This window comes from Pseudomonas sp. 2024-210 (assembly GCF_045062345.1).
In the GTDB taxonomy this organism is placed as follows: Bacteria; Pseudomonadota; Gammaproteobacteria; order Pseudomonadales; family Pseudomonadaceae; genus Aquipseudomonas.
Genome location: NZ_JBJGEJ010000022.1, coordinates 26,969 through 46,917, shown reverse-complemented (window position 1 = coordinate 46,917; position 19,949 = coordinate 26,969). Strand labels below are relative to the sequence as shown.

Sequence of the window (19,949 nt, the reverse complement as noted above, 5' to 3'; positions counted from 1 at the left end):
GCGTTAGTAATGAGATGAAGACTCAGACATCGGTCAGCTTCGCAGAAATTCCAGACAGGCCTTGTTGAACAACTCGCGGTGCTCGACCTGAACCCAGTGGCCGCAACGGTTGAGCATGATAAAGCGGGCATCGGGTGCATGCTTGAGCACTTTCAGGGCGCCACTGGCAGGGTTGAAGTTGTCATCAGTGCCCCAGAATCCGAGGATCGGCGCTTGCAGCTCTTCGAGGCGATCAGTCATGTTCGGCACCATCATGGTTGCGAACAGATTACGCGGCTGGTGGACGGCAACGGCCACGCGCTCGGCCAGCAGTTTGTCGTCCAGTTGCGAGCTGTCGAACAATTGCAAACTCATGATTCTACGCATTTGATCAATGCCCAGCGGCCCGGCGCTGTACAACTCGACCATGCGCTGGATGCCGATCATCTTGAAGTACGTTTCGCGTTCTTCTACGCCGCCCGGTGCCATGAGAATCAACTTCTCCACACGCTCGGGTTCTGCCAGCGCCAGGCCCAGCGCGATCGCCCCGCCCAGTGAGTTACCGAGCAGGATTGCGCGTTTGACGCCCACTGCCTTGAGAAACCCGGAGATGGTTTTGACGAAAAAGTCGAGATCGTAGTTCACGTCTTCGGGTTTGTCCGAGCGCCCGAAACCCGGCAAATCCACCACCAGATTGCGAAAACCTGCGGCGACAAATTGTGGGTAGTTGCCTTTGAAATTGCTGTAGCCGCTGGCGCCGGGGCCGCTGCCGTGCAACCACAGCACGACCGGGCCGCTGCCCTCGTCGAGAAAGTGCAGGCGCAAGCCGTTATCCAGCGTGACGAAGTGGCCGATCGGCAGTGGCAGGTCTTGTTCAGTCATTAGAGGCTCTCCAAATATCAGGCACTGACGGCGTTCGCCAAAGGGGCGGGCGACGGCGTGATGTTGTTCAGGTGGTTACGGTAGCGGGGCAGGGCCATGGCCAGAAAAACAGATGCCACTACCAGCAGCGATACACAGGACGCCAAGGCATAACGCAGGCCTTCACTGCCCAGACGATGAGCGAAGCCGTCACTGAGCATGCCAATCAACAACGGGCCGACGCCGACACCGAGCAATGTCATGGCCATTACGAAAATAGCGGTCGCTTGCGCCAGTCGGGTCGACGGGAACAGATGCGAGATAGCCCCCAGACACGGCGTTGCCCACCACGTGCCAAAGAAACTGAACACGCTGTAAAACAGGAATGCTGTGGGCACTGGCGTGTTACCGATTGAAAACGCAGTGCCGACGGGCCAGAGGAAGTAGGACAGGGCAAACGGGATACTGATCAGCGTGCCGAGGAGCGGCACCCCTATTTGCCAGCCCTTGTCGCGGCGCGCCAGACGGTCGCAGAGAATGCCGCAAGTGAGTGTGCCCAAGGTCGCCCCTGCACCTCCGGCTACCCCTGCGAGCAACCCTGCATCTTGCAGGCTCAGCCCGTGGGAACGAATCAGGAAGCTGGGGCTCCAGGTACCAATGGCGTAACCGGCGATGGCAGCCGACCCTCCAGTCAGTACCAGCCAAAGATAAGACGGGGTTTGAAACAATTCGCGGATAGTCGTGGCCCAATGTGTTTGCACCGCTTGCCTGGGATTGACCAGCATGGCCGGTTTGGGCGCGCGTACGGTCAGCAGCAAGAGCAAACCGAGGAAAATGCCCGGTGCGCCGATCACCACAAAGGCAGTACGCCAGCCGTAGTGCTGAGCAATCCAGCCGCCAAGCCCCAGCCCAAAAATAGCACCTAGGCTGGAACCCAGCATCAGGACAGAAAGGGCGGTTGAGCGCCGTTCTGGTGGGTACAGATCCGAGACCATCGCCATTGACGGCGCCGTGCCGCCGGCCTCGCCGATGGCCACCCCGATGCGGGCCACCACCAGCATCGTGAAACTGGCGGCGAGCCCACAGAAAATGGTCATCAGGCTCCAGGCAATGCAACTGAGCGCGATGACCGGCTTGCGCCCGATACGGTCAGACAAACGCCCCAGCGGAAAGCCGAACACGGTGTAAAACACCGCGAAAGTGACGCCTGAAAGCAGGCCGATGCCGGTATCGGAAATGCCGAACTCAGCTTTCACCGGCTCGATCAGAATCGCCATCAGCAGCCGGTCGATGTAATTGAACACGTAAATGGCTGCCAATACGCCTAATGCGTAGTGAGTTCGCCAGGTGGGGCGCAAAGATGAATTCACAACGGGTTCTCCCGGTTTTGTTCTAGTTATCGAGTTATTCCACGGACCGGGTGGCGGGTACATCGTCCATTTAGACCAGCCGCAGGGTTAACCTTGGAAGAACAACGCGGAGCAGGATTATTTTCAAAAGTTATTTAAGTGCGGCCTGCAAAGGGTCGCCTTAGGTTCCTATACCTCCTGGTTATGGACCCCATCATGGAAATTACCCGTCAGCCGGCTACTGGTTTTAGCCAATGTGCCGAGCCTGCGAGCACTGCTAAAAGCAAGCCTGTCACCGACAAAGCCGTCGCTTCGGTCAGCGCGACCCCTTCAGTCAAGCCTGGCCTAGAACAGATCCAGTCAGTATTGAGTCAATTGCCGGCTGTAGACATGGATAAAGTCGCGCGCCTTAAAGCCGCCGTGGCGGCGGGCGAAATTGTGACTGACAGTACTGCACTGGCGGCCGAGATGCTGGTTTATCACCGGGGTGATAACCGTTGAATCAACGTGATCAGCTGCTCAGCATCATTGAGCAGGATGTGTTCGATGACGTCAGGGATTTTGCCCTGCTCAATGAGCACATGACGCGTCTTTATGCGCTATTGCTGGCCCGTGACACGGTAGAAATCAACGTGGTCAATGAGTGCATCCTGCCGTTGCTCGATGCGGTACGAGGGCGTGCCCGTCGTCGCAGCAAAGTGATGGGGGCCTTCCAGCTTCGCGGGGAGAGTCAGGCAATGGATACGCTGATGGGTTATTTCGCGCCAGAACGGCGAGCATGCTTAGAAACAGCCTGGAAAGACGTGGTGAGCAGCGCTGAGCGGTGTCTTTTGCTGAACGAGCACAATGGGAAAGTATTAGCAATGCAGAGTGATATTGTTCAGCGGTTGCTGGACCCACAGGCGGGGGATCTGTACGCGCCGGGGTATTGAATTAAATAGGGGTAATAGTTACCGAGCTCTTTGATGCGCAGTTGCACTGCTCTTGCTCTCGCTTTGCTTTTGATCTTGCTTTTGATCTTGATCTGCTGCCCCGTCGGGAGGCCGAGTGGAGGTTTCGCGGAGTGGGTCGACCGGCAAGGATGCAGGGAGAGCCGTGTTGGGCCATGGATGGCCCGTCACGGCGTGCCCACGGAGCGGGACTGGAGCGAGGGGCACCTGAGCGCAGCGAGGGCCGTACGCAGGGGCAAGGCCTTTTTGGGTACTTTTGTGGCTGTTTGACAAAAGTACCTCGCCGTAAGGGCGAAACCCGTAGAACGTCTTAATACACCTAATGGATATGTACGCTGGCCAATTAAAAGCTTCGTGTACATATCCATTGCATGTGTCTAGCTGAACTAAAGTTTTCGCTTTTACAGCGAGGTACTTTTGGCAAACGCCGAGTGTCGGACCATCCCAAAAGTACCCAAAAGGTCTGCGCCCTACCATACGGCCGACCTCGCCTAGGCTCGCCCGGTGCCTTCTCTCCGGCACTGTTACGGGGGCACGCCGCGACGGGCCATCCTTGGCTCGATCGCGGCTGGCTCGGCGTCCTCCCTCGCCACCCCCATAACAGCACCTGCGTTCAGCCTCCTGTAAGGGGCCTCAGTGTTGGCTTCACTGTTTAGGTGGCGGCAGTAGCATTGTTTTGAAAGCTAAAAGCTAAAAGCTAAAAGCTAAAAGCTAAAAGCTAAAAGCTAAAAGCTAAAAGCTAAAAGCTAAAAGCTAAAAGCGAATATCTCTCCCTTAATTCCCTCTATTCAAACTTATTGCCCTTAATCAATCCCCGCTTTATGTCGCCTTTAAATCCTGCGGACTTCTGAGCCGAATAATCCGGAAACAACCTTTCCGGCCCAGTTAAACCCTCTAGCTGAAAACCGGAAGCACCGCTTCATAAGAACAGAAAATAATCCATATAAAACAACAAGTTATCTATTGGCACCGGTTTTGCTAACAAGCAACCAAGGAGAGCACGTTCATGGCTATCGATACCGACTACATCCAGGCTCAAGCCAAACTTCTCGCTGAATATGAAGTCCAGCGCGAATTAGCGCAGGCCCAGCGTAACGAGACCAAATACAAGGCCCAGCTGGAAGCAGTCACCGCCCTGGATACAGCGCTCAAAGCCTTGGGCAATGCGATCAAAAGCTTCAAGGGTGCTGACAAAAGCATGCTGATCAATGCGGCCACCTTCAGCGCTGAAGGGATCGCCAGCGCCACCCTTGGTGCCAGTGCCAAAGAAGGCAGCTACCAGTTTTTTGTGGAACAACTGGCCAGTCGGCATCAAGTCGCGCTCAGTGGTCTGGGTGATGATGCTGCCGACTCGGGCAATTTGTATATCAAACAGGATGGCGTCGAATTTGCCGTCGATCTCGCCGCTGCGGACAGTAACGGCGATGGCGCTCTGTCCCAGGATGAGCTGGCTTCGGCGATTAATAATCACCCGGATAACGAGGGCGTCAAAGCCACGCTGGTGCGCAGCGGCGGTGAGGTGACGATGGTGTTGAGCGCCGAAGAAACAGGCGAGCAGTACGCCATTGAAATGCGCACAGATGCTGCAGGCAGCCCGCTGGAAACCAGTCTGGGAACCGCACAGGAGTTGTCCAGGGCCCAGGACGCCATTGTCTATCTGGGAGCTGACGCCAACGGGATGAAGCTGCAGCAAAGTTCTAACACCTTCAAGGACATGATCGAAGGCGTCAGCCTGACGTTCAGCAAAGTGCATGAAGCTGGGGACGAGCCGCTGACCGTCAATATCAGCCGTGACCAAACCGCGACCAATGACAAGCTCAATGAGTTTGTCACTGCGATCAATACCATGTTGAGTACCTTCGATGACCTGACCGGTTCGGGAGGGGAAAACGGCGAGCGCGGCGCACTGGCAGGCGACTCAAGCATCCGTGCCATCGAGGCCATGCTCAACTCGGTACTGCGCACACCATTTGGCGGGGTCACGCTGATGGAGTTTGGTGTGCTGGCAGGATCGGACGGCAAGCTCAAGGTGGATACCAAAGCCTTCGAAAAAATGCTGGATGCAAACCCGGAGGGTTTCGAAAAACTCTTTTCAGGCACCGGAAATTTGCTCGAAAGCCTCGATAAAAGGCTCGGCACCTACACCAGCGGCAGTACAGGGGCCATGAAGGCGCGCAAGGATAACCTCAATAACCTGCTGCAACGGGTCGATGAGAAATACGAGGATCTGGAGATCAAATACCAGAATCACTATCAGCGCTATCTCAAGCAGTACACCCAGTTGGCGCAAGTTATGGCAGCGATGGAACAAACCTTCAGCATGTTCGGATGATCTGAAAAATGAATGATGGCTATGACAACTACCGCGCAATCGACCTCGATACCCAAGTGTCTTGCGCCTCGCCTTATCAGTTGGTGCTGGTGTTGTTCGATGGGCTGCTGGATGAGTTGTCTCGCGCCCGTGGGCACATTGAAACCCGGCATTACGATCTCAAAGGGCAGTCGCTGGAGAAATGCATGAACATCATCAACGCGCTCAACAGCACTCTCGATCATGAACAGGGCGGGGAGTTGGTCATCAGTCTGTCGCGCCTTTATGACTATTGCCTGCATCGTCTGGTGGAGGTCAGTGCTTCGTTGTCGCTCAGCGCAATAGACGAAGTCACGCACCTGCTGGAGCAAATTCGCGAAGGCTGGGAGGGTGTCAATGCCGCCCGCAACTGACTTTAGTCGTCTGGCCCAGCTACAAGGGTTGCTCGCCGAAGCCTTGGCCAGGGAAGACTGGGTGCGTATCGGCCAGGTCGACGGGTTGATCCGACAATGCCTTGAGGGCTTGCAGAATGCCCAGCCCTTTAACGACGAAACCCGACTCAAACTGGCGCCGCTCAAGGCGTTGCACGGTCATGCCTTGCAGGCTTGCGCACGCGAATGTGCGCGCTTGAGCCAGATGTTGGCAAACCACACCGAATATGCAGAAGGGCGTCAGGCCTATTCATTGGCTGACAGTCTGCAAGGAGTGAACTAAGCCATGCCCGCATCGCTTTCTTTGCTCGGTGGTTCCAGCCCGTTGGTGGCGCACCCTGCGCCTGACGCTGAGGTGGAGGGTGCTATCGAGGCGCTCGCACAGGTGATCTATATTCCGCAAGCTTCCGAGCTTGAGCTGCCGTTGCCGCTGACTGAAATGCCCGCTGAGTACGTGCCGCTACAAGATCAAGCGCAGCAAGCGGCCGCTGTCGAAGCGCTGGTGGATCCCCAGCAATGGCTGCTGATGATGCTCAACCAGCAAGCAGTCAATGTGCAGGTCCTCGACTCAAACACCACCTCTGCACCGCCCTTGTCTTCTGCGGGCGTATTGAAACGGCTGGCGGCTGATGCAGGGGTGCTGGGGGTTAACGAACCGTTGCCATTGCTTGATGCGGCCATGACGCAGAGCCGTGCAAAACAGGGGGAGGGTGAACGCATGGCGTTGTCGCTCGATACCCAAACCTTGATGCCAGGCCGAGGGGTAACGTGGACGGCCACGCCCGTCATGAGCGTCGCAACAGCCGCACCCGCAGTGAGCCAGTGGTCAGGCTTGCCGAATGCAGCGCCAGTGGGTTTGGAATTGGCTGACGTGACGGTCCCCCAACCTGTCCTGGCAGGCGCAACAGCCTCTTCAGAGCCTGTGCTTGAGCGAGGGCTCAAGTTGGTAGCCCCGCAAGCGCGCTGGGGTGAGCAAATGCTCAATGCCTTGCGTGAAACCGTTGAAATCCAGGTCCAGCAGCGCTTTCAGCAGGCCACCATTCGGCTGGATCCGCCGGAGCTGGGCAGCCTTGAAATTTTCATCAGTCATGAGTCCGGTCGCTTGAGTGTGCATATCTCGGCCGCCCAGACCGATGTTGCCCGCTTGCTCGCGCATTCCAGTGAGCGCATGCGTCAAGAGTTGGTGCAGCAGAACCTGCTTCACGTTGACGTGCAAGTTTCCAGCGATTCCCGAGGGCAGTCGTCTCGAGAGCAGGCGCGCCAGCAGCATGAATCCGTCATTGCTCAGGCGATGGAAGAAGTACAGATGGCGGACAGTGTGTCCAAAGGATATGGCAGTGACGTGCTTGTCACGGTGTAGCCGAAGAAAGCGGCGCTTGCACCACGCCCAAATTGAACTTCATGTGTAGTGAAAGACTGCTATGTGGATGCCGCGTGTCATTTTATTAATCGTAGGGCTGAACACGGTCATCACTCTAGGGAGTGTCGTGTTTGGCTATCTGTACTTGCGCCCTGATAACAGGTCGGTCGTTGAGCAGGCGCAAAAGAGTGGTGAGGCTCCGCTTGCTCAGGATCCGTCCAACTATGTGTTTTATCCGGTCGAAAAAATTGTCGTGAATCTGCGAGGCGACGACCGCGAGCACTATTTTGTGCTCGACCTCGCGTTGCAAGGAGATGCCAAACAGTCAGCGAGCGTTTTCAAGCAGGCCGAGCTATTGGTGCGCAATGCTGTGGTGGGTTCATTGTCGGCGCTCCCGCTTAGTCAAGTGCGTGCCTTGTCGCTCACCGATTTGCAGTCACGTCTTGAAGAAGATCTGCGCAAGAGTTTCAGTGCCAAAGGGATGGACATACCGTTCACTTCGGTACTGGTCAGCAAGATGCTGGTGCAGTAATTGCCCCCCATGAATAGTGATCGTCTGGCTGATTACGGCCCCGATGCGGGCGACCCCTGCACGGTGGTAGCAGCGCCTGAATCTGAACAGCGCTGGCTGTTGAATTACTTGCCGCTGGTTAAGCGCATAGTCAATCAATTGTCCCTGCAAACCAGTCAGGTGCTGGACCGTGAAGACATGGAGCAGATCGGGCTGATGGGGTTGCTTGAGGGGCTGCGTCGTTACGGCGTGCCCGATGAGCACTTTGCGCGGTTTGCAGCGTTGCGAATTAGGGGCGCCATTCTTGATGAGTTGCGCAGACTCGATTGGCGCCCTCGCCAGGTTCGCCAACACGCTCACAAAACCCGGGATATTTTGCGCAACCTGACGCGCCGACTGGGTCGCCAACCCCGTGATGAGGAAGCCTTGCAAGCCACCGGGCTGAGCCCTGCGCAGTTTCAGGCGTACTTGCAAGCAGAAGCCGGAGAGGCATTAGAGAGCCTTGATGCCCTGTTGCTGGACACCAGCAGAGACTTTCATAACGGCGCTGCCAGTGTCGAGGCGATGGTGAGCAACCAACGCATGTTGACTCAAGCACTGGACGAGCTGAATGAGCGTGAGCGACTGGTATTGACGCTCTACTACTTGCACGAGCTGAACCTGAAGGAAATCGGTCTGGTGCTCGAAATCAGTGATGCGCGTGTGTGCCAACTGAGCAAGCAGGCCATTGATAAGGCTCGAACCTTCTTAACCAAGAGTAATTAACGTGCAGAAACTGTTAGGTGCATTAATCATTATCGGCTGCGTGCTGGGTGGTTTCGTGATTGCCGGAGGGAGCATGTCCGTGTTGTGGCAGCCCTCTGAAATGCTGATTGTGCTGGGTGCTGCCCTGGGTAGCATGATTATTGGCAACCCCAAGGAAGTGCTGCTCGAGATGTGGGTGCAGGTCAAAGGCGTGTTCTCCTTTCGCCGTCGCGGCGAGGCCTTTCAGCGCGAGTTGCTGATGGTGCTTTATGAGTTGCTCGAAACCGTCGACATGGGTGGCCTAAAAGCGCTCGATGCGCACATTGAAGAGCCAGACCAGAGTGATCTATTCAGTAAATACCCTCTGATTTTGCAAGAGAAAAACCTGATGGCCTTTATTGCCGATAACTTCAGGTTGATGGCCATGGGCAAAATCAGCGCCCATGAACTTGAAGGTTTTCTCGAGCAGGAACTGGACGCCATGCACGAGGCATTGCTGCTGCCTTCGCGCTCGTTGCACAAAGTGGGCGAAGCCATGCCCGGGTTCGGTATTTTGGCGGCGATCATGGGCATCATCATCACCATGGACAGTATTGGCGGGTCAGTGGCTGAAATTGGCGCCCATGTGGCCGCAGCGCTGGTGGGTACGTTTCTCGGGATTTTCTTTTGTTATTGCATGATGGAGCCGCTGAGCAATGCAATGGCTCAACGCATCCGAACCGAGTTATCGGCCCTGGAGTGTGTGCGCACGACCCTGGTCGCCCATGTGGCCGGCAAGCCTACCTTGTTGGCAGTCGATGCGGGTCGCAAGTTGATTGAACAGGACGTCAAGCCGGCCTTCAAGCTGCTGGAAAGATGGGTGACCAGTTTTGAGGATGGACGCAATGAGGACGCGTGAAGACAAACATGACCAGATTATTGTCAAGCGTCGCAGCAAGCGGGGGCACAACCAAGACCACAGCGGAGCCTGGAAGGTAGCCTTTGCCGACTTTGCTCTGGCGATGATGGCGCTGTTCATGGTGCTGTGGGTGATTCAGCCGCAAGCCGACGCTGAACGCATTGCAAAGGAAGTGATGGCTTCAACGGTCATTGAAGGAGGGGCGGGGGTTTTTGACGATGTCAGCCGAGTTCCAGTAGCTTTCGACAGTCTGCCGGCATTTGATTGGGTGCCGCGCCGCCCGGAAGTTCAGTTCAATAACGCCCCTTCAGGGGATTTGCAACGCTATGACAGCCAGACAGAACTGCAATCGCTGGCAAAGCTTATGGCCTTGCTGGCCGAGCGCACGGATGCGATGTCCAATCTTGAAGTGCATGTAGTGCCCCAAGGCTTGAGAATTCTGATCAAGGATGATGACAAACGTTTTATGTTCGAGCGAGGCAGCGCGACGCTTGATCCACACTTTCGCACCTTGCTGAGCGCACTGGCGCTAGTGCTGGCCAAGGTGCAAAACAAGTTGATTGTCAGTGGGCACACTGATGCCGCCCCGTACCGGGACTCGCGCGGTTATGACAATTGGAATCTGTCCGGAGAAAGGGCCTTGCAGGCTCGAAGTGTACTGGTGAACTCAGGGTTGCCGGTTCAAGGTATTTTGCAGGTTTCGGCGCAGGCCGATGTCATGCCTTTACGGCCTGAGGAGCCTCTGAGCGGGGCTAACCGGCGTATTGAGTTGCTGGTACTTACTGAGCAGGCTGAAACACTGTATAGGCAGTTGTTCAGCGGCAACTTCGCGAACTATGCACCGGGTGCCGTTGACTATGTACAGTCCGTTCCCGCGCTCACTGATAAACCTCGTTAGCCTTACCGGGCGCAATGTGCAGCCATTTGGCCGCGCATTATCGCCGGGGTCTGTTCCCGTTTCTTTGAAAATCGCTTCGTTCGATCTAATTTAGCCATTAATGGATGGGCTGAGTAACCCCTTCTATACACTCACGCAGCTGTGTGTCGCTAACCGTGTGAAGCTCATCGTCGTGCAAGCTTATATAATTCGCACCTGTTTGGCCCGAGCAGTAAACATGATAGGTCTGATCATCGATTGTCACGATCGACAGTTCCATCGGTTTTTTGCTCAAGCTGACGAGCCGTGTACTGAGCCCGCGAGTCAGGTTGATAAGTTGCTTGAGTTGATCTTTCTTTGTTTCGACATAGGTCACCGTATGGTCACCCATGATGTGCAGGCTGGCAAACAATTGGCTGGGGTGTGCGGTCAGGATGTATCCCACAAAGCCCGCAGTTGCCATTGCCCTGAGTGTCCATTTGAGCTGTATTTCAGCGCGCGAACCCCCGGGCAGTGAAGGTGCGAGTTGCGTTTCGCCCTGATGTTCAGTGCTTATTGCGTTGTTCTGGGTCACTACGAAGTCTGGGTTCAATCGATACCCGCGCCGCGTGACGGTTTGAATGATCTTGCGATCTTTTTCATCACCCAAAATTTTGCGCAAGGTATAAATCTGCTGATTCAGGCTTCCCTGGCCGACGACACGATTGGGCCAGGCGTAGGCGGTCAAGGTATCGCGATCAATCATTTCTCCCGGTTCTTGCATAAGGCGGGCAAGCAGCCGTCCACCCGAAAACCCTAAATCTATGATTTGTCGGTCAGCGTTTTTGTACAGCGTCAATGTGCAAAGCGCTGAGCAGAAAAAGGCCAGGCCCTCGCTGTGCCCGGTCTTTAAGTTCGCGGAGAGTGTGTTCATCAGAGGTAGGCTTCTCTACGATTAAGTAAGAGAATTTTCCAGCGCCGGGTGTAAGAATGATGCAGGACGTTTCTTCTTTTGATGTAAACCTTTAGCTCTTTACCCAAAAAAAACGCCCTTGAATGCAAGGGCGTTTTCTTTTGCGGCCAGGTTTAGCCCAGTAAAGACATCACCAGGCCAGGCATTTGGCCGGTTTGCTTGAGCATGGAGATACCCGACTGCATCAGCATCGAGTTTTTGCTCATCATGGCACTTTCACTGGCGAAGTCGGCATCCATGATGCGACCACGGGCCATCTCGGTGTTGTCTTTCATGTTGGCCAAGTTGTTGGCGGTATGGGCCAGACGGTTGATGTTGGCGCCGAACTGGCCGCGTAGCTCACCGACGTCGTTCAAGGCTGCGGACAGTACGTCGATTTGCGTATTGGCACTGCCACTGGTGCTGATTTCAGTACCGGGTGTGCCGGAGGTGGTGTAGTTCGAGGACAGGCCGTCCAGGGTGGCACCCAAGGCGGAGGATTGGGCTGTGACGTCCAAGGTCAGTGTTTCGGCAGCGGTTGAGCCGATCTGGAAGCTGACAGCAGTACCAAATTTGCCAGTGGCGCCGTCCTTGCCGAACAGTTTCTCGCCCGCGTATGAGGTGTTCTCCATGATGTTGCCGAGTTCTTTACCCAGTTCATCGTACTCGGCCTGCATGGCTTTACGATCATCGTCGCTGTTGGTTCCGTTGGCAGACTGTGTGGCCAGGTCTTTCATGCGTTGCAGGATGTCGGTCATCTCGCCGAACGCGCCATCGGCGGTTTGCAGCAGCGATGAAGCGTCGTTCACGTTACGCCCCGCCACAGCCATGCCTTTGGTTTGAGCATTGAGGCGGGTGGCAATTTGCAAACCTGCGGCATCGTCAGAAGCGGAGTTGATTCGCAGGCCAGTACCCAGGCGCTGCTGGTTAACAGCCAATGCGTTGTTGGTTTTGTTCAGGTTGGTCTGAGTGAGCAACGATGAATAGTTGGTGTGAATGGTAAGAGCCATGGGTCGTTATCCTTGATTGCACTAAGGTAAATGCAGGCGCCAAGTGCCCGCTCACTCTTAAAGGCGACGCACTCTTGATAAGCCTTAAGTTTTAATTGCGCATTTTATTATCCAGGCCCTCACTCTTGGCATTAGCGGAAGCGTGGTTTCCGCATGCCCGGCAAGTGGGCAGTCAAAAGAGGAAGGCATCAGCACTGTATAAGTGGCGACGTGTTTTAAAGGGCCTTTAAATCATTGCCTTATATCCTTTTATTAAAGTTGGCATGACGTCTGCAGATGCATGGATATACCGGATAGAGCTGTTCACGTGAGTGTTCTTTATTTGCAAGCGGCAGACACGTCAGCGGAGTTTTACGGTTTAGGGTTTATCCGATTCGCACGCTCATTCGAAGTCAGGGCTAATGAATAAAGACGTGTATGTCAGCAGTCCACTCCTGCCTGAACTGGATGATTTCATTCCTTATTTACGGGCTATTTGGGAGAGCAAGCGCTTGACCAATACAGGGCCTTTTCACCAGGCCTTCGAGCAGGCCCTTGCGGATTACCTGGACGTTGAACATTTATCGTTATTCAACAATGGCACCACCGCATTAATGGTCGCGCTGCAAGCGTTGGCCATAGATGGAGAAGTCATTACCACCCCTTACACCTTTGCGGCCACGTCTCATGCACTGGTCTGGAATCGGTTAAAGCCGGTGTTTGTCGATATCGATCCGCAGACCTTTAATCTTGATCCAGCCGCTATTGAAGCGGCGATCACCCCGCATACCCGCGCTATCTTGCCCGTGCACTGCTATGGCGTGCCCTGCGATGTTGCTGCCATTGGTGAAATAGCCGGGCGTCATGGTTTGCGGGTGATCTATGACGCGGCGCATGCCTTTGCTGTTCGGGACGGGCAGGGCAGCGTGTTGCGTCATGGCGACATGAGTGTTTTGAGTCTGCATGCGACAAAGGTTTTCAACACCTTCGAAGGCGGCGCCATCATCAGTCCGTCGCTCGAGACCAAGCGCTGGGTGGATCAACTGCGCAACTTTGGTTTTGTCGATGAAACCACGGTGGTCACCTGCGGCATCAACGGAAAAATGAACGAAATCAGCGCCGCCTTTGGTCTGTTGCAACTGACGCATATAGAGGCGGCACTGCAAAAGCGCGCCACGCTTGATGCGTTGTACCGTAAGCGTCTGGCCTGTGTGCCCGGCATTACGCTATGCCGTGAAGCCGACAATCACGCCTATTTCCCCATTTTGATTGAAGACGCCTATCCACTGAGTCGTGATCAGCTGTATGACGCCTTCAGGCAACAGCAGATCTTTACCCGCCGTTATTTCTACCCGCTGTTAACAGGCATGGCTGCCTATCGCCACCATCCGCAGGCCAGTGTCCCTGCGTTACCTGTGGCCACTCGCGTCGCCGAGCGAGTGATTTGCCTGCCCCTTCACCCTGATTTAAGCCTGAGCGAAGTCGAACGTGTGGTCGCCGTAATTTGTGAGGCCTCATTCGCAACCCTCCGTTCTCGCGCTACACCCCTTACTGTGTCTGACTCAAAGAGATTGCAACCATGAGCACTGAAGCCTTCATCGCCAACTTTATTGATGCCACCGACTTTCAGGTGCCTGTCGACATTACGCTGGACACCCAATTGTCTGCTCTGCCCGAGTGGGACTCCCTCGCTGCGCTGGGGGTCATTGTGATGTTTGACTTGATCTATAAAAAAAGCATCACCGGCGAAGACCTGTATGCCGCCACCACGGTGGGTGATTTGTACCGCAGGGTGGGTTAAGCCATGCCTCAGTGCACCCTGCAACACGTCCGCTTTAGCGGCATGGCAACGTGCGTGCCCAAAAACCGCGTCTCTAATCTGTTGGATTGCAAGCCGCAGCTGCGCGCTGAGCGTGAGCGATTGGTGCGCAACATCGGTATTGAGTTTCGCCGCGTGGCACCCAGCTGGCAGTGCTTTTCGGATTTGGCCTTTGACGCCGCTCAGACACTGCTCGACGCCTTGAAGTGGCAACGCTGTGACATTGATGCCTTGATCGTTGTGACCCAGTCCCCAGATTATCGAGCGCCTGCCACCGCGATCATTTTGCAAGATCGGCTGGGGTTGCCCCATTCAACCCTGGCCTTTGACGTCAATCTTGGGTGCTCCGCCTATCCCTACGCTTTGCACCTGCTGGGCTCCATGATTGCCAGTGGCAGTGTCAAAAAGGGCCTTGTGTTGGTCGGTGACTGCACCTCCACGCCCAACGATCCATTGTTCTCCGATGCGGGCACTGCGACAGCGATGGAGTTCGACGCCCATGCGGCGCCCATGCACTTTGACCTGAACAGCGATGGCAGTGGTCACCAAGCCATAATCCTGCCCGTGGGAGGCCACCGTGAGCCAACCGCCATCGAACATCTACTGCCGCACCGTCAGGACCCCCAAGCGCTTTGGCGCCGGCCTGTGGACCTGATACTCGACGGCCCGGCCGTACTGACCTTTTCGACGCAGCGTATCCCGCCTGCCGTCGAAAAATTGCTGGAGTACGCTCACGTCAGCAAGGAGCAAGTGGACTACTTCATCTTCCATCAGGCTAACCGGATGATTAATGACACGTTGCGCAAAAAACTTGAGTTGCCCGCCGAGAAAGTGCCCAGCAGTCTGCGCGATTTTGGCAACACCAGCGGTGCGTCTTTACCGTTGACCATGACCGCATGCCTCCATGAACAGCTTGAGAGCGGGCCTCACCGCTTGCTCCTGTGCGGTTTCGGGATTGGTTTGTCGTGGGCGACATGCCTTGTGGACATTGACGGCGCGTGCTTCCCGGCATTGATTGAGTCATGAGTGCGTTCAACCCCTTCAGCCTGCAGGGCAAGCGTGTACTGGTCACGGGAGCGAGTTCAGGATTTGGTCGAGCGATTGCCTTGGGCTGCGCAAACATGGGCGCAGAAGTGATTGCGACAGGCCGAAATATCGAGCGTCTGAATGAAACGCGTGAGCTATTGAACGGCCTGTCATCACTTGATCACCGTGCCGTCATCGGCGACCTGACCGAAGCGCATGATCGAGCGATGCTGGTGGAAACATTGGGAGAGATACACGGGGTTGTGCACAACGCGGGCACGTCCGTTATCTGCCCGACGCGGCAGATGACCGAGCAGCACCTGCGAGACTTGCATCGACTCAATGTGGAGTCGCCCCTGTTGCTGACCCAGGCGATGCTTCGCAAAAACTTGATAGCGAACGACGGCGCCATTGTCTTCATTGCGTCGGTTGCTGCATTTCAAGGCGTACCCGGCGTGGGGGCTTATTCGGGCACCAAGGCCGCGATTATAGCGATGGCGCGTTGCTTGGCGCTTGAAGTGAGCAAGCGTCGTATACGGGTTAACTGCCTGGCGCCGGGGTTGGCCAACACACCGTTGTTGGAATCATTGCGCAAGTCGCCGGCCTCTGTGAGTGAACAACTGGCGAGCTACCCGTTGGGTTTTGGCGAGCCGGAAGACATCGCCCATGCCGCTATTTTTATGTTGTCCGGGGCGAGTCGCTGGATCACGGGTGCGACGTTGGTGATGGTTGGGGGGATGAGTGTGCGTTAGAGCGCAAGCCAGTGATTGATTGGCCTGAAATCAGTTTTTGATCCGCTTTTGATTCGCTTTTGATCTGGCTTTTGATCTTGATCTTGATCTGCCGCCCCATCGGGAGGCCGAGTGGAGGTTTCGCGGAGTGGGTCGACCGGCATGGATGCCGGGAGAGCCGTGTTGGGCCATGGATGGCCCGTCACGGCGTGCCCACGGAGCGGGACCGGAGCGAGGGACACCTGAGCGCAGCGAGGGCCGTACGCAGGGGCAAGGCCTTTTTGCTTACTTTTGGGGCTGTTTGCCAAAAGTGAGCCGCCGTAAGGGCGGAACCCGTAGAAAGATTTAACGCATTAAATGGATATGTACACGGGCCTATTAAAAGCTTCGAGTACATATCCATTACTAGCGTCTAGTTGAAGTTATGGTTTCGCCCTTACGGCGAGGTACTTTTGTCAAACAGCCGAGTGTCGGACCATCACAAAAATACCCAAAAAGTCCTTGCCCTACCATACGGCCGCCTCGCCTAGGCTCGGCGGTGCCTTCACTCCGGTGCTGTTATGGGGGGCCGCCGCGACGGGCCATCCTTGGCCCGATCGCGGCTGGCTCGGCGTCCTGCCTCGCCACCCCCATAACAGCACCTGCGTTCAGCCTCCTGTGAGGGGCCTCAGTGTCGTTCCCACTGTTTCGGTGGCGGCAGTTAGATCGTTTTAAAAGCTAAAAGCTAAATAGCGAAAAGATGAATTTACGAACCACCCAACACCGTATCGACGGCTCGGTACTCGGGGGCCTTTTCAGGAGTGAACATGAAGCAACTGATCATCGTGGGCGGCGGCGGGTTAGGGCGTCAGGCCCTAACCCAACTGGCCGCCGACTTCGCCCATGGAACCCAATGGCTAATCGCAGGCTTTCTGGACGAGCGAGGCCCTGACGCCATAGCCGCCAATAGCGCTTTCCCCTGGCTGGGCTATCCACACACATTCTGCCCTCAACCACAGCATGTGTTTATCAGTGCTGTGGGCAATCCTGCCAGCCGCCGCCTGCAAGTCGAACCCTTGGTAGCCAAAGGCGCACAGTTCATCTCCATACGCACACGCTGTCAGCTGGATTTACGCACGTACCACGGCGCAACGTTCTTTGGTTATGACGTCAGCTTCGGGGTGGATTGCCGTGTGGGCGATCATGGCTTCATTGAGCAACAAACCCTGGTCGGCCACGACGTGACCATCGGCGATTACGTCCACATCAGCCCGCGCTGTGTCATTGCCGGCTACGTCACCATTGGCCATGGCGTGGTGCTCCATTCAGGCGCACTGCTGGCACGAAACATCACCGTCGGCGATGGCGCCGTGATTGGCATGGGCGCCGTAGTGCTGCGCGATGTACCGGCTGGCGCAACCATGGTGGGCAATCCAGCCAACGTCGTGTTTATCAAAAAAGGATCGAACTGATGCCTGCCCGTCCACTCGTCAGTGTTGTCATACCCGCCTATAAACCGACCTGGTTTGAAGCCGCGTTGCTCAGTGCCTGCCAGCAAACTTACGAAACACTGGAAATAATCGTGTGCGACGACAGCGCAAGCACGTTGATAGCCAGTGTGGTGGAGCGGGTAGCAAAAATAACGGCTATTCCCATTCGCTATCAACGTAACCAGAACGCCTTGTTTGAACTGCATAACACCGTCGAGTGTATTCGGTTGGCACGCGGTCATTACGTCAAGTTTCTTCATGACGATGATGTGTTGCATCCCGATTGTGTAGAGCAGTTGGTCGCTGTGATGGAAGATAACCCCGGCATTTCAATGGCCTCGTCGCGGCGCACCCGCATCGACAGTGAGGGGCAGCCTATGCCCGACATTCTGGCCACGACTCCGCTGTTTCCGATGGATGTGCAGCTTGACGGTAAAGAGCTGGTGTCATGGTTGGTCGATCACACACTGAATTTTATTGGCGAGCCCAGTTGTGTGTTATGTCGCCGGGAAGATCTGATGGCGTTCGGTGATCAGTTGATGTCGCTCAACGGTCACGGCATTGAGTGGGTGGGGGACCTGAGCCTTTACGTCAAGCTTTTGCAAGCAGGTGATCTTGCGCTGTTGGCCAAACCGCTGTGCATGTTTCGGGTGTCCAGTGAACAATTCAGTCAGCAAGGCCGCGACTTACCGGGTATTGGTCATCAGGGACATAACACTTTTCGTGAGCAGATTCGGGCGATGGGCTGGTACCAGGAAGCAACCGGTACGCGGCGGGTGCGGGTGGCCGAACTGGGGGGCGCTGACAACGTTGACTCGGTGGATATTTATCAACGATTGATGGATGGCCGTGAAGGCGTGATCAGTCAGGCGCAGCAGCGTGACTGGCGGGCGACACGGGTGCTCAGCCCGTTGCAGGCGCGGCTTGTCGATGAGCGATTGGCGCATTACAACGGGGGGCCGGGCATAGCCGTTTTGGTGCTGGACCGCTCAGGCGATGCGCAAGCGGTTGAGGCAACGCTCGACAGCCTGGAATGCGTGCGCAAGCGCTATGGAGCAGCAAAGGGGTATGTGATAAGCCCCCGGATTTGCCGGGATTCGGTGCACCCTGAAGTTGAATTTGTCGAGTGTCAGCCGCCCGATTTCATCGCCCAAATTAATGCGGTCATCGAGCGTACGCAATGTGCTTGGCTGATGCTGGTGGATGCGGGTGATCTCCTCACACCCTGCGGCCTGCTGATAGCCGGTCTGGAGCTGTTGGAGGATCCGGATTGCCGGGCCATTTATGGTGATGCATGGGTGCAGGAGGCTGAAGGGGCGTTGAGTGCGGCTTTGCGCCCCGACTTCAATCTGGACTACCTGCTCAGTCTCCCGGGGATCCTGGCGCGTAACTGGCTGTTGCGTTGTGAGGCCGTGCGGGTGGCGGGGGGGTTCGACCCTGAATACGCAGGCGCACTCGAGTTTGAACTGATTCTGCGCATGATTGATCAGCATGGTTTGATCGGGTTCGGTCATGTCAGCGAGCCAATGGTCATCAATCAGATGCCTTGTCTGCCTGATAGTCCGCATCTGGCTGCGGCATTGACGACGCACTTACAGGCACGCGGGTATGAGCAGGCAGCGTTGACCACTCCTCGGCAGGGGCATTTCAAAATCAATTATGGTCATGCGCAACAACCCTGTGTATCGGTTGTGCTGGTGCTGGCCACGGATCTGGAAGCCATTCAGCGCTGCTTGATCAGCCTGATGGAGTACACCCGATACCCGAATTACGACGTGGTACTGGTGGATAACGCCAGCGCTCACCCGGACGCGACCCTATGGTTGCAGGGCATCAAGGCGCTGATGGGGGATCGTTTGCAGGTGATACCCGCGCCACAGCCACTGACGCACGTGGCAGCCATTAACTTGGCGGCCGGGCAGGCGCGGGGCGATTACCTGCTGTTGCTGCGAGCAGATACTGTGCTCATGCAACGGCAATGGCTTGATGAGCTGCTCAATCACGGACAACGCCCAGAGGTCGGTATTGTTGGTGCCAAAGCAATATCGACCTCACGCACAATCACTCATGGCGGGATTATCCTGGGCCTTGAAGGTCATGCCGGCCATGCCTTTGCCGGGCAGCCCATGCACTCGCCGGGCTATATGAACCGCTTGTGGGTGGACCAAAACTACAGTGCGGTCTCGGATGTCTGCTTATTGGTTCGCAAGTCCGTGTTTGATGACGTAGGCGGGCTGGACGTGTTCGCCCAAGCACCCCATGCACCGTACTATTTCCCCTGTACCCCTTGCTCTGCCTCATCTCTCCAGATAGTACGCATACCTTTATATCTGTACTATTCGAGTATATGTAGGGCTGGATAACGCCGACATGGTTTCAACAATCAGCTGTCACCGGTAGAGTTTGAAAAGCGTTACGCAATGCGGTTGCGCCACAACTCTCACATCACGACAATGCGAGATATCACCGAGGGCACGGAAGGCAGCATGGAGCTGCAGGATCAGCTAGGACATGGCCTGCCTCGTTCACAAGAACGAGGTACTCAAGGATTTGCCCGCTCAGAGCGGCGCCTTCATCAAGCGCTGCAATCCAGTATTGCAGCCAGTCCTCAAGTCTCCCTGGTTAATAGTGCATATTCCGAATCAGACACGCAGCCACTGCAGGCCGTTCAAGCTACCGTTCCGGTGCAACACCCAGTCGAAATCGTCACCTC

Annotated in this window: 20 protein-coding genes; 16 read left to right on the top strand and 4 right to left on the bottom strand. The window is 55.9% G+C overall.

Annotation, left to right across the window (positions count from 1 at the left end):
- Positions 1-33: 33 nt before the first annotated feature.
- Positions 34-861 carry an alpha/beta hydrolase gene (locus ACI7MX_RS21370; RefSeq protein WP_314491300.1) on the bottom strand — a complete coding sequence of 276 codons (828 nt, stop codon included), beginning with the start codon at positions 859-861 and terminating at the stop codon, positions 34-36.
- A gap of 17 nt (positions 862-878) precedes the next feature.
- On the bottom strand, positions 879-2,210 hold the full coding sequence (locus ACI7MX_RS21365; RefSeq protein WP_314491303.1) for an MFS transporter: 1,332 nt from the start codon (positions 2,208-2,210) through the stop codon (positions 879-881).
- 195 nt (positions 2,211-2,405) lie between these two features.
- Between ACI7MX_RS21365 and flgM the strand changes: the two genes are divergently transcribed.
- The 10 genes from flgM to ACI7MX_RS21315 all read left to right on the top strand — a co-directional run bounded on the left by flgM (position 2,406) and on the right by ACI7MX_RS21315 (position 10,292).
- Positions 2,406-2,690 carry a flagellar biosynthesis anti-sigma factor FlgM gene (flgM, locus tag ACI7MX_RS21360; RefSeq protein ID WP_314491305.1) on the top strand — a complete coding sequence of 95 codons (285 nt, stop codon included), beginning with the start codon at positions 2,406-2,408 and terminating at the stop codon, positions 2,688-2,690.
- Entirely contained in the window at positions 2,687-3,121 is a 435-nt protein-coding gene (gene flgN / locus ACI7MX_RS21355; protein ID WP_405591305.1) for a flagellar export chaperone FlgN, read from the top strand. The genes flgM and flgN overlap by 4 nt, the downstream gene beginning before the upstream one ends.
- A 1,024-nt stretch (positions 3,122-4,145) precedes the next feature.
- Positions 4,146-5,471: a flagellar filament capping protein FliD gene (fliD, locus tag ACI7MX_RS21350; RefSeq protein ID WP_314491309.1), complete on the top strand. Its 1,326-nt coding sequence runs from the start codon at positions 4,146-4,148 to the stop codon at positions 5,469-5,471.
- A gap of 8 nt (positions 5,472-5,479) precedes the next feature.
- A complete protein-coding gene (fliS, locus tag ACI7MX_RS21345) occupies positions 5,480-5,863 on the top strand; it encodes a flagellar export chaperone FliS (RefSeq protein ID WP_314491311.1) in 384 nt (127 codons plus the stop codon).
- Entirely contained in the window at positions 5,847-6,164 is a 318-nt protein-coding gene (locus ACI7MX_RS21340; RefSeq protein WP_314491314.1) for a hypothetical protein, read from the top strand. The genes fliS and ACI7MX_RS21340 overlap by 17 nt, the downstream gene beginning before the upstream one ends.
- Positions 6,165-6,167: 3 nt before the next feature.
- Positions 6,168-7,241 carry a flagellar hook-length control protein FliK gene (locus tag ACI7MX_RS21335; RefSeq protein ID WP_405591300.1) on the top strand — a complete coding sequence of 358 codons (1,074 nt, stop codon included), beginning with the start codon at positions 6,168-6,170 and terminating at the stop codon, positions 7,239-7,241.
- 67 nt (positions 7,242-7,308) lie between these two features.
- Complete coding sequence (gene fliL / locus ACI7MX_RS21330) at positions 7,309-7,773, top strand: flagellar basal body-associated FliL family protein (protein WP_314491320.1); 465 nt, start codon at positions 7,309-7,311, stop codon at positions 7,771-7,773.
- A 9-nt stretch (positions 7,774-7,782) separates the two neighbouring features.
- Positions 7,783-8,517, top strand: a complete 735-nt coding sequence (locus ACI7MX_RS21325; protein WP_314491323.1) for a FliA/WhiG family RNA polymerase sigma factor — start codon at positions 7,783-7,785, stop codon at positions 8,515-8,517.
- 1 nt (position 8,518) lies between these two features.
- Positions 8,519-9,394, top strand: coding sequence for a flagellar motor stator protein MotA (gene motA, locus ACI7MX_RS21320; protein WP_314491325.1), 876 nt, complete (start codon positions 8,519-8,521; stop codon positions 9,392-9,394).
- On the top strand, positions 9,381-10,292 hold the full coding sequence (locus ACI7MX_RS21315) for an OmpA family protein (RefSeq protein WP_405591295.1): 912 nt from the start codon (positions 9,381-9,383) through the stop codon (positions 10,290-10,292). Before motA ends, ACI7MX_RS21315 begins: the two co-directional genes overlap by 14 nt.
- A 97-nt stretch (positions 10,293-10,389) precedes the next feature.
- Here ACI7MX_RS21315 and ACI7MX_RS21310 read toward each other — a convergent pair whose 3' ends face one another.
- Positions 10,390-11,184, bottom strand: a complete 795-nt coding sequence (locus tag ACI7MX_RS21310) for a winged helix-turn-helix domain-containing protein (protein ID WP_314491332.1) — start codon at positions 11,182-11,184, stop codon at positions 10,390-10,392.
- Between the two features lie 152 nt (positions 11,185-11,336).
- Entirely contained in the window at positions 11,337-12,212 is an 876-nt protein-coding gene (gene lafA / locus ACI7MX_RS21305; protein ID WP_314491335.1) for a lateral flagellin LafA, read from the bottom strand.
- Positions 12,213-12,613: 401 nt separating this feature from the next.
- Here lafA and ACI7MX_RS21300 point away from each other — a divergent pair, with 401 nt between their 5' ends.
- The 6 genes from ACI7MX_RS21300 (at position 12,614) to ACI7MX_RS21275 (ending at position 19,599) form a co-directional block, all read left to right on the top strand.
- Positions 12,614-13,774: a DegT/DnrJ/EryC1/StrS family aminotransferase gene (locus tag ACI7MX_RS21300; protein WP_405591290.1), complete on the top strand. Its 1,161-nt coding sequence runs from the start codon at positions 12,614-12,616 to the stop codon at positions 13,772-13,774.
- Positions 13,771-13,992, top strand: coding sequence for a phosphopantetheine-binding protein (locus ACI7MX_RS21295; RefSeq protein WP_314491343.1), 222 nt, complete (start codon positions 13,771-13,773; stop codon positions 13,990-13,992). Before ACI7MX_RS21300 ends, ACI7MX_RS21295 begins: the two co-directional genes overlap by 4 nt.
- A 3-nt stretch (positions 13,993-13,995) precedes the next feature.
- Positions 13,996-15,036 (top strand): ketoacyl-ACP synthase III, encoded by a 1,041-nt coding sequence (locus tag ACI7MX_RS21290; RefSeq protein WP_405591285.1) that lies wholly within the window; start codon positions 13,996-13,998, stop codon positions 15,034-15,036.
- Complete coding sequence (locus ACI7MX_RS21285; RefSeq protein ID WP_405591282.1) at positions 15,033-15,788, top strand: SDR family NAD(P)-dependent oxidoreductase; 756 nt, start codon at positions 15,033-15,035, stop codon at positions 15,786-15,788. The genes ACI7MX_RS21290 and ACI7MX_RS21285 overlap by 4 nt, the downstream gene beginning before the upstream one ends.
- Before the next feature lie 785 nt (positions 15,789-16,573).
- Positions 16,574-17,218: a transferase gene (locus ACI7MX_RS21280; protein WP_314485777.1), complete on the top strand. Its 645-nt coding sequence runs from the start codon at positions 16,574-16,576 to the stop codon at positions 17,216-17,218.
- Entirely contained in the window at positions 17,218-19,599 is a 2,382-nt protein-coding gene (locus tag ACI7MX_RS21275; protein WP_405591279.1) for a glycosyltransferase, read from the top strand. Before ACI7MX_RS21280 ends, ACI7MX_RS21275 begins: the two co-directional genes overlap by 1 nt.
- Positions 19,600-19,949: the final 350 nt, after the last annotated feature.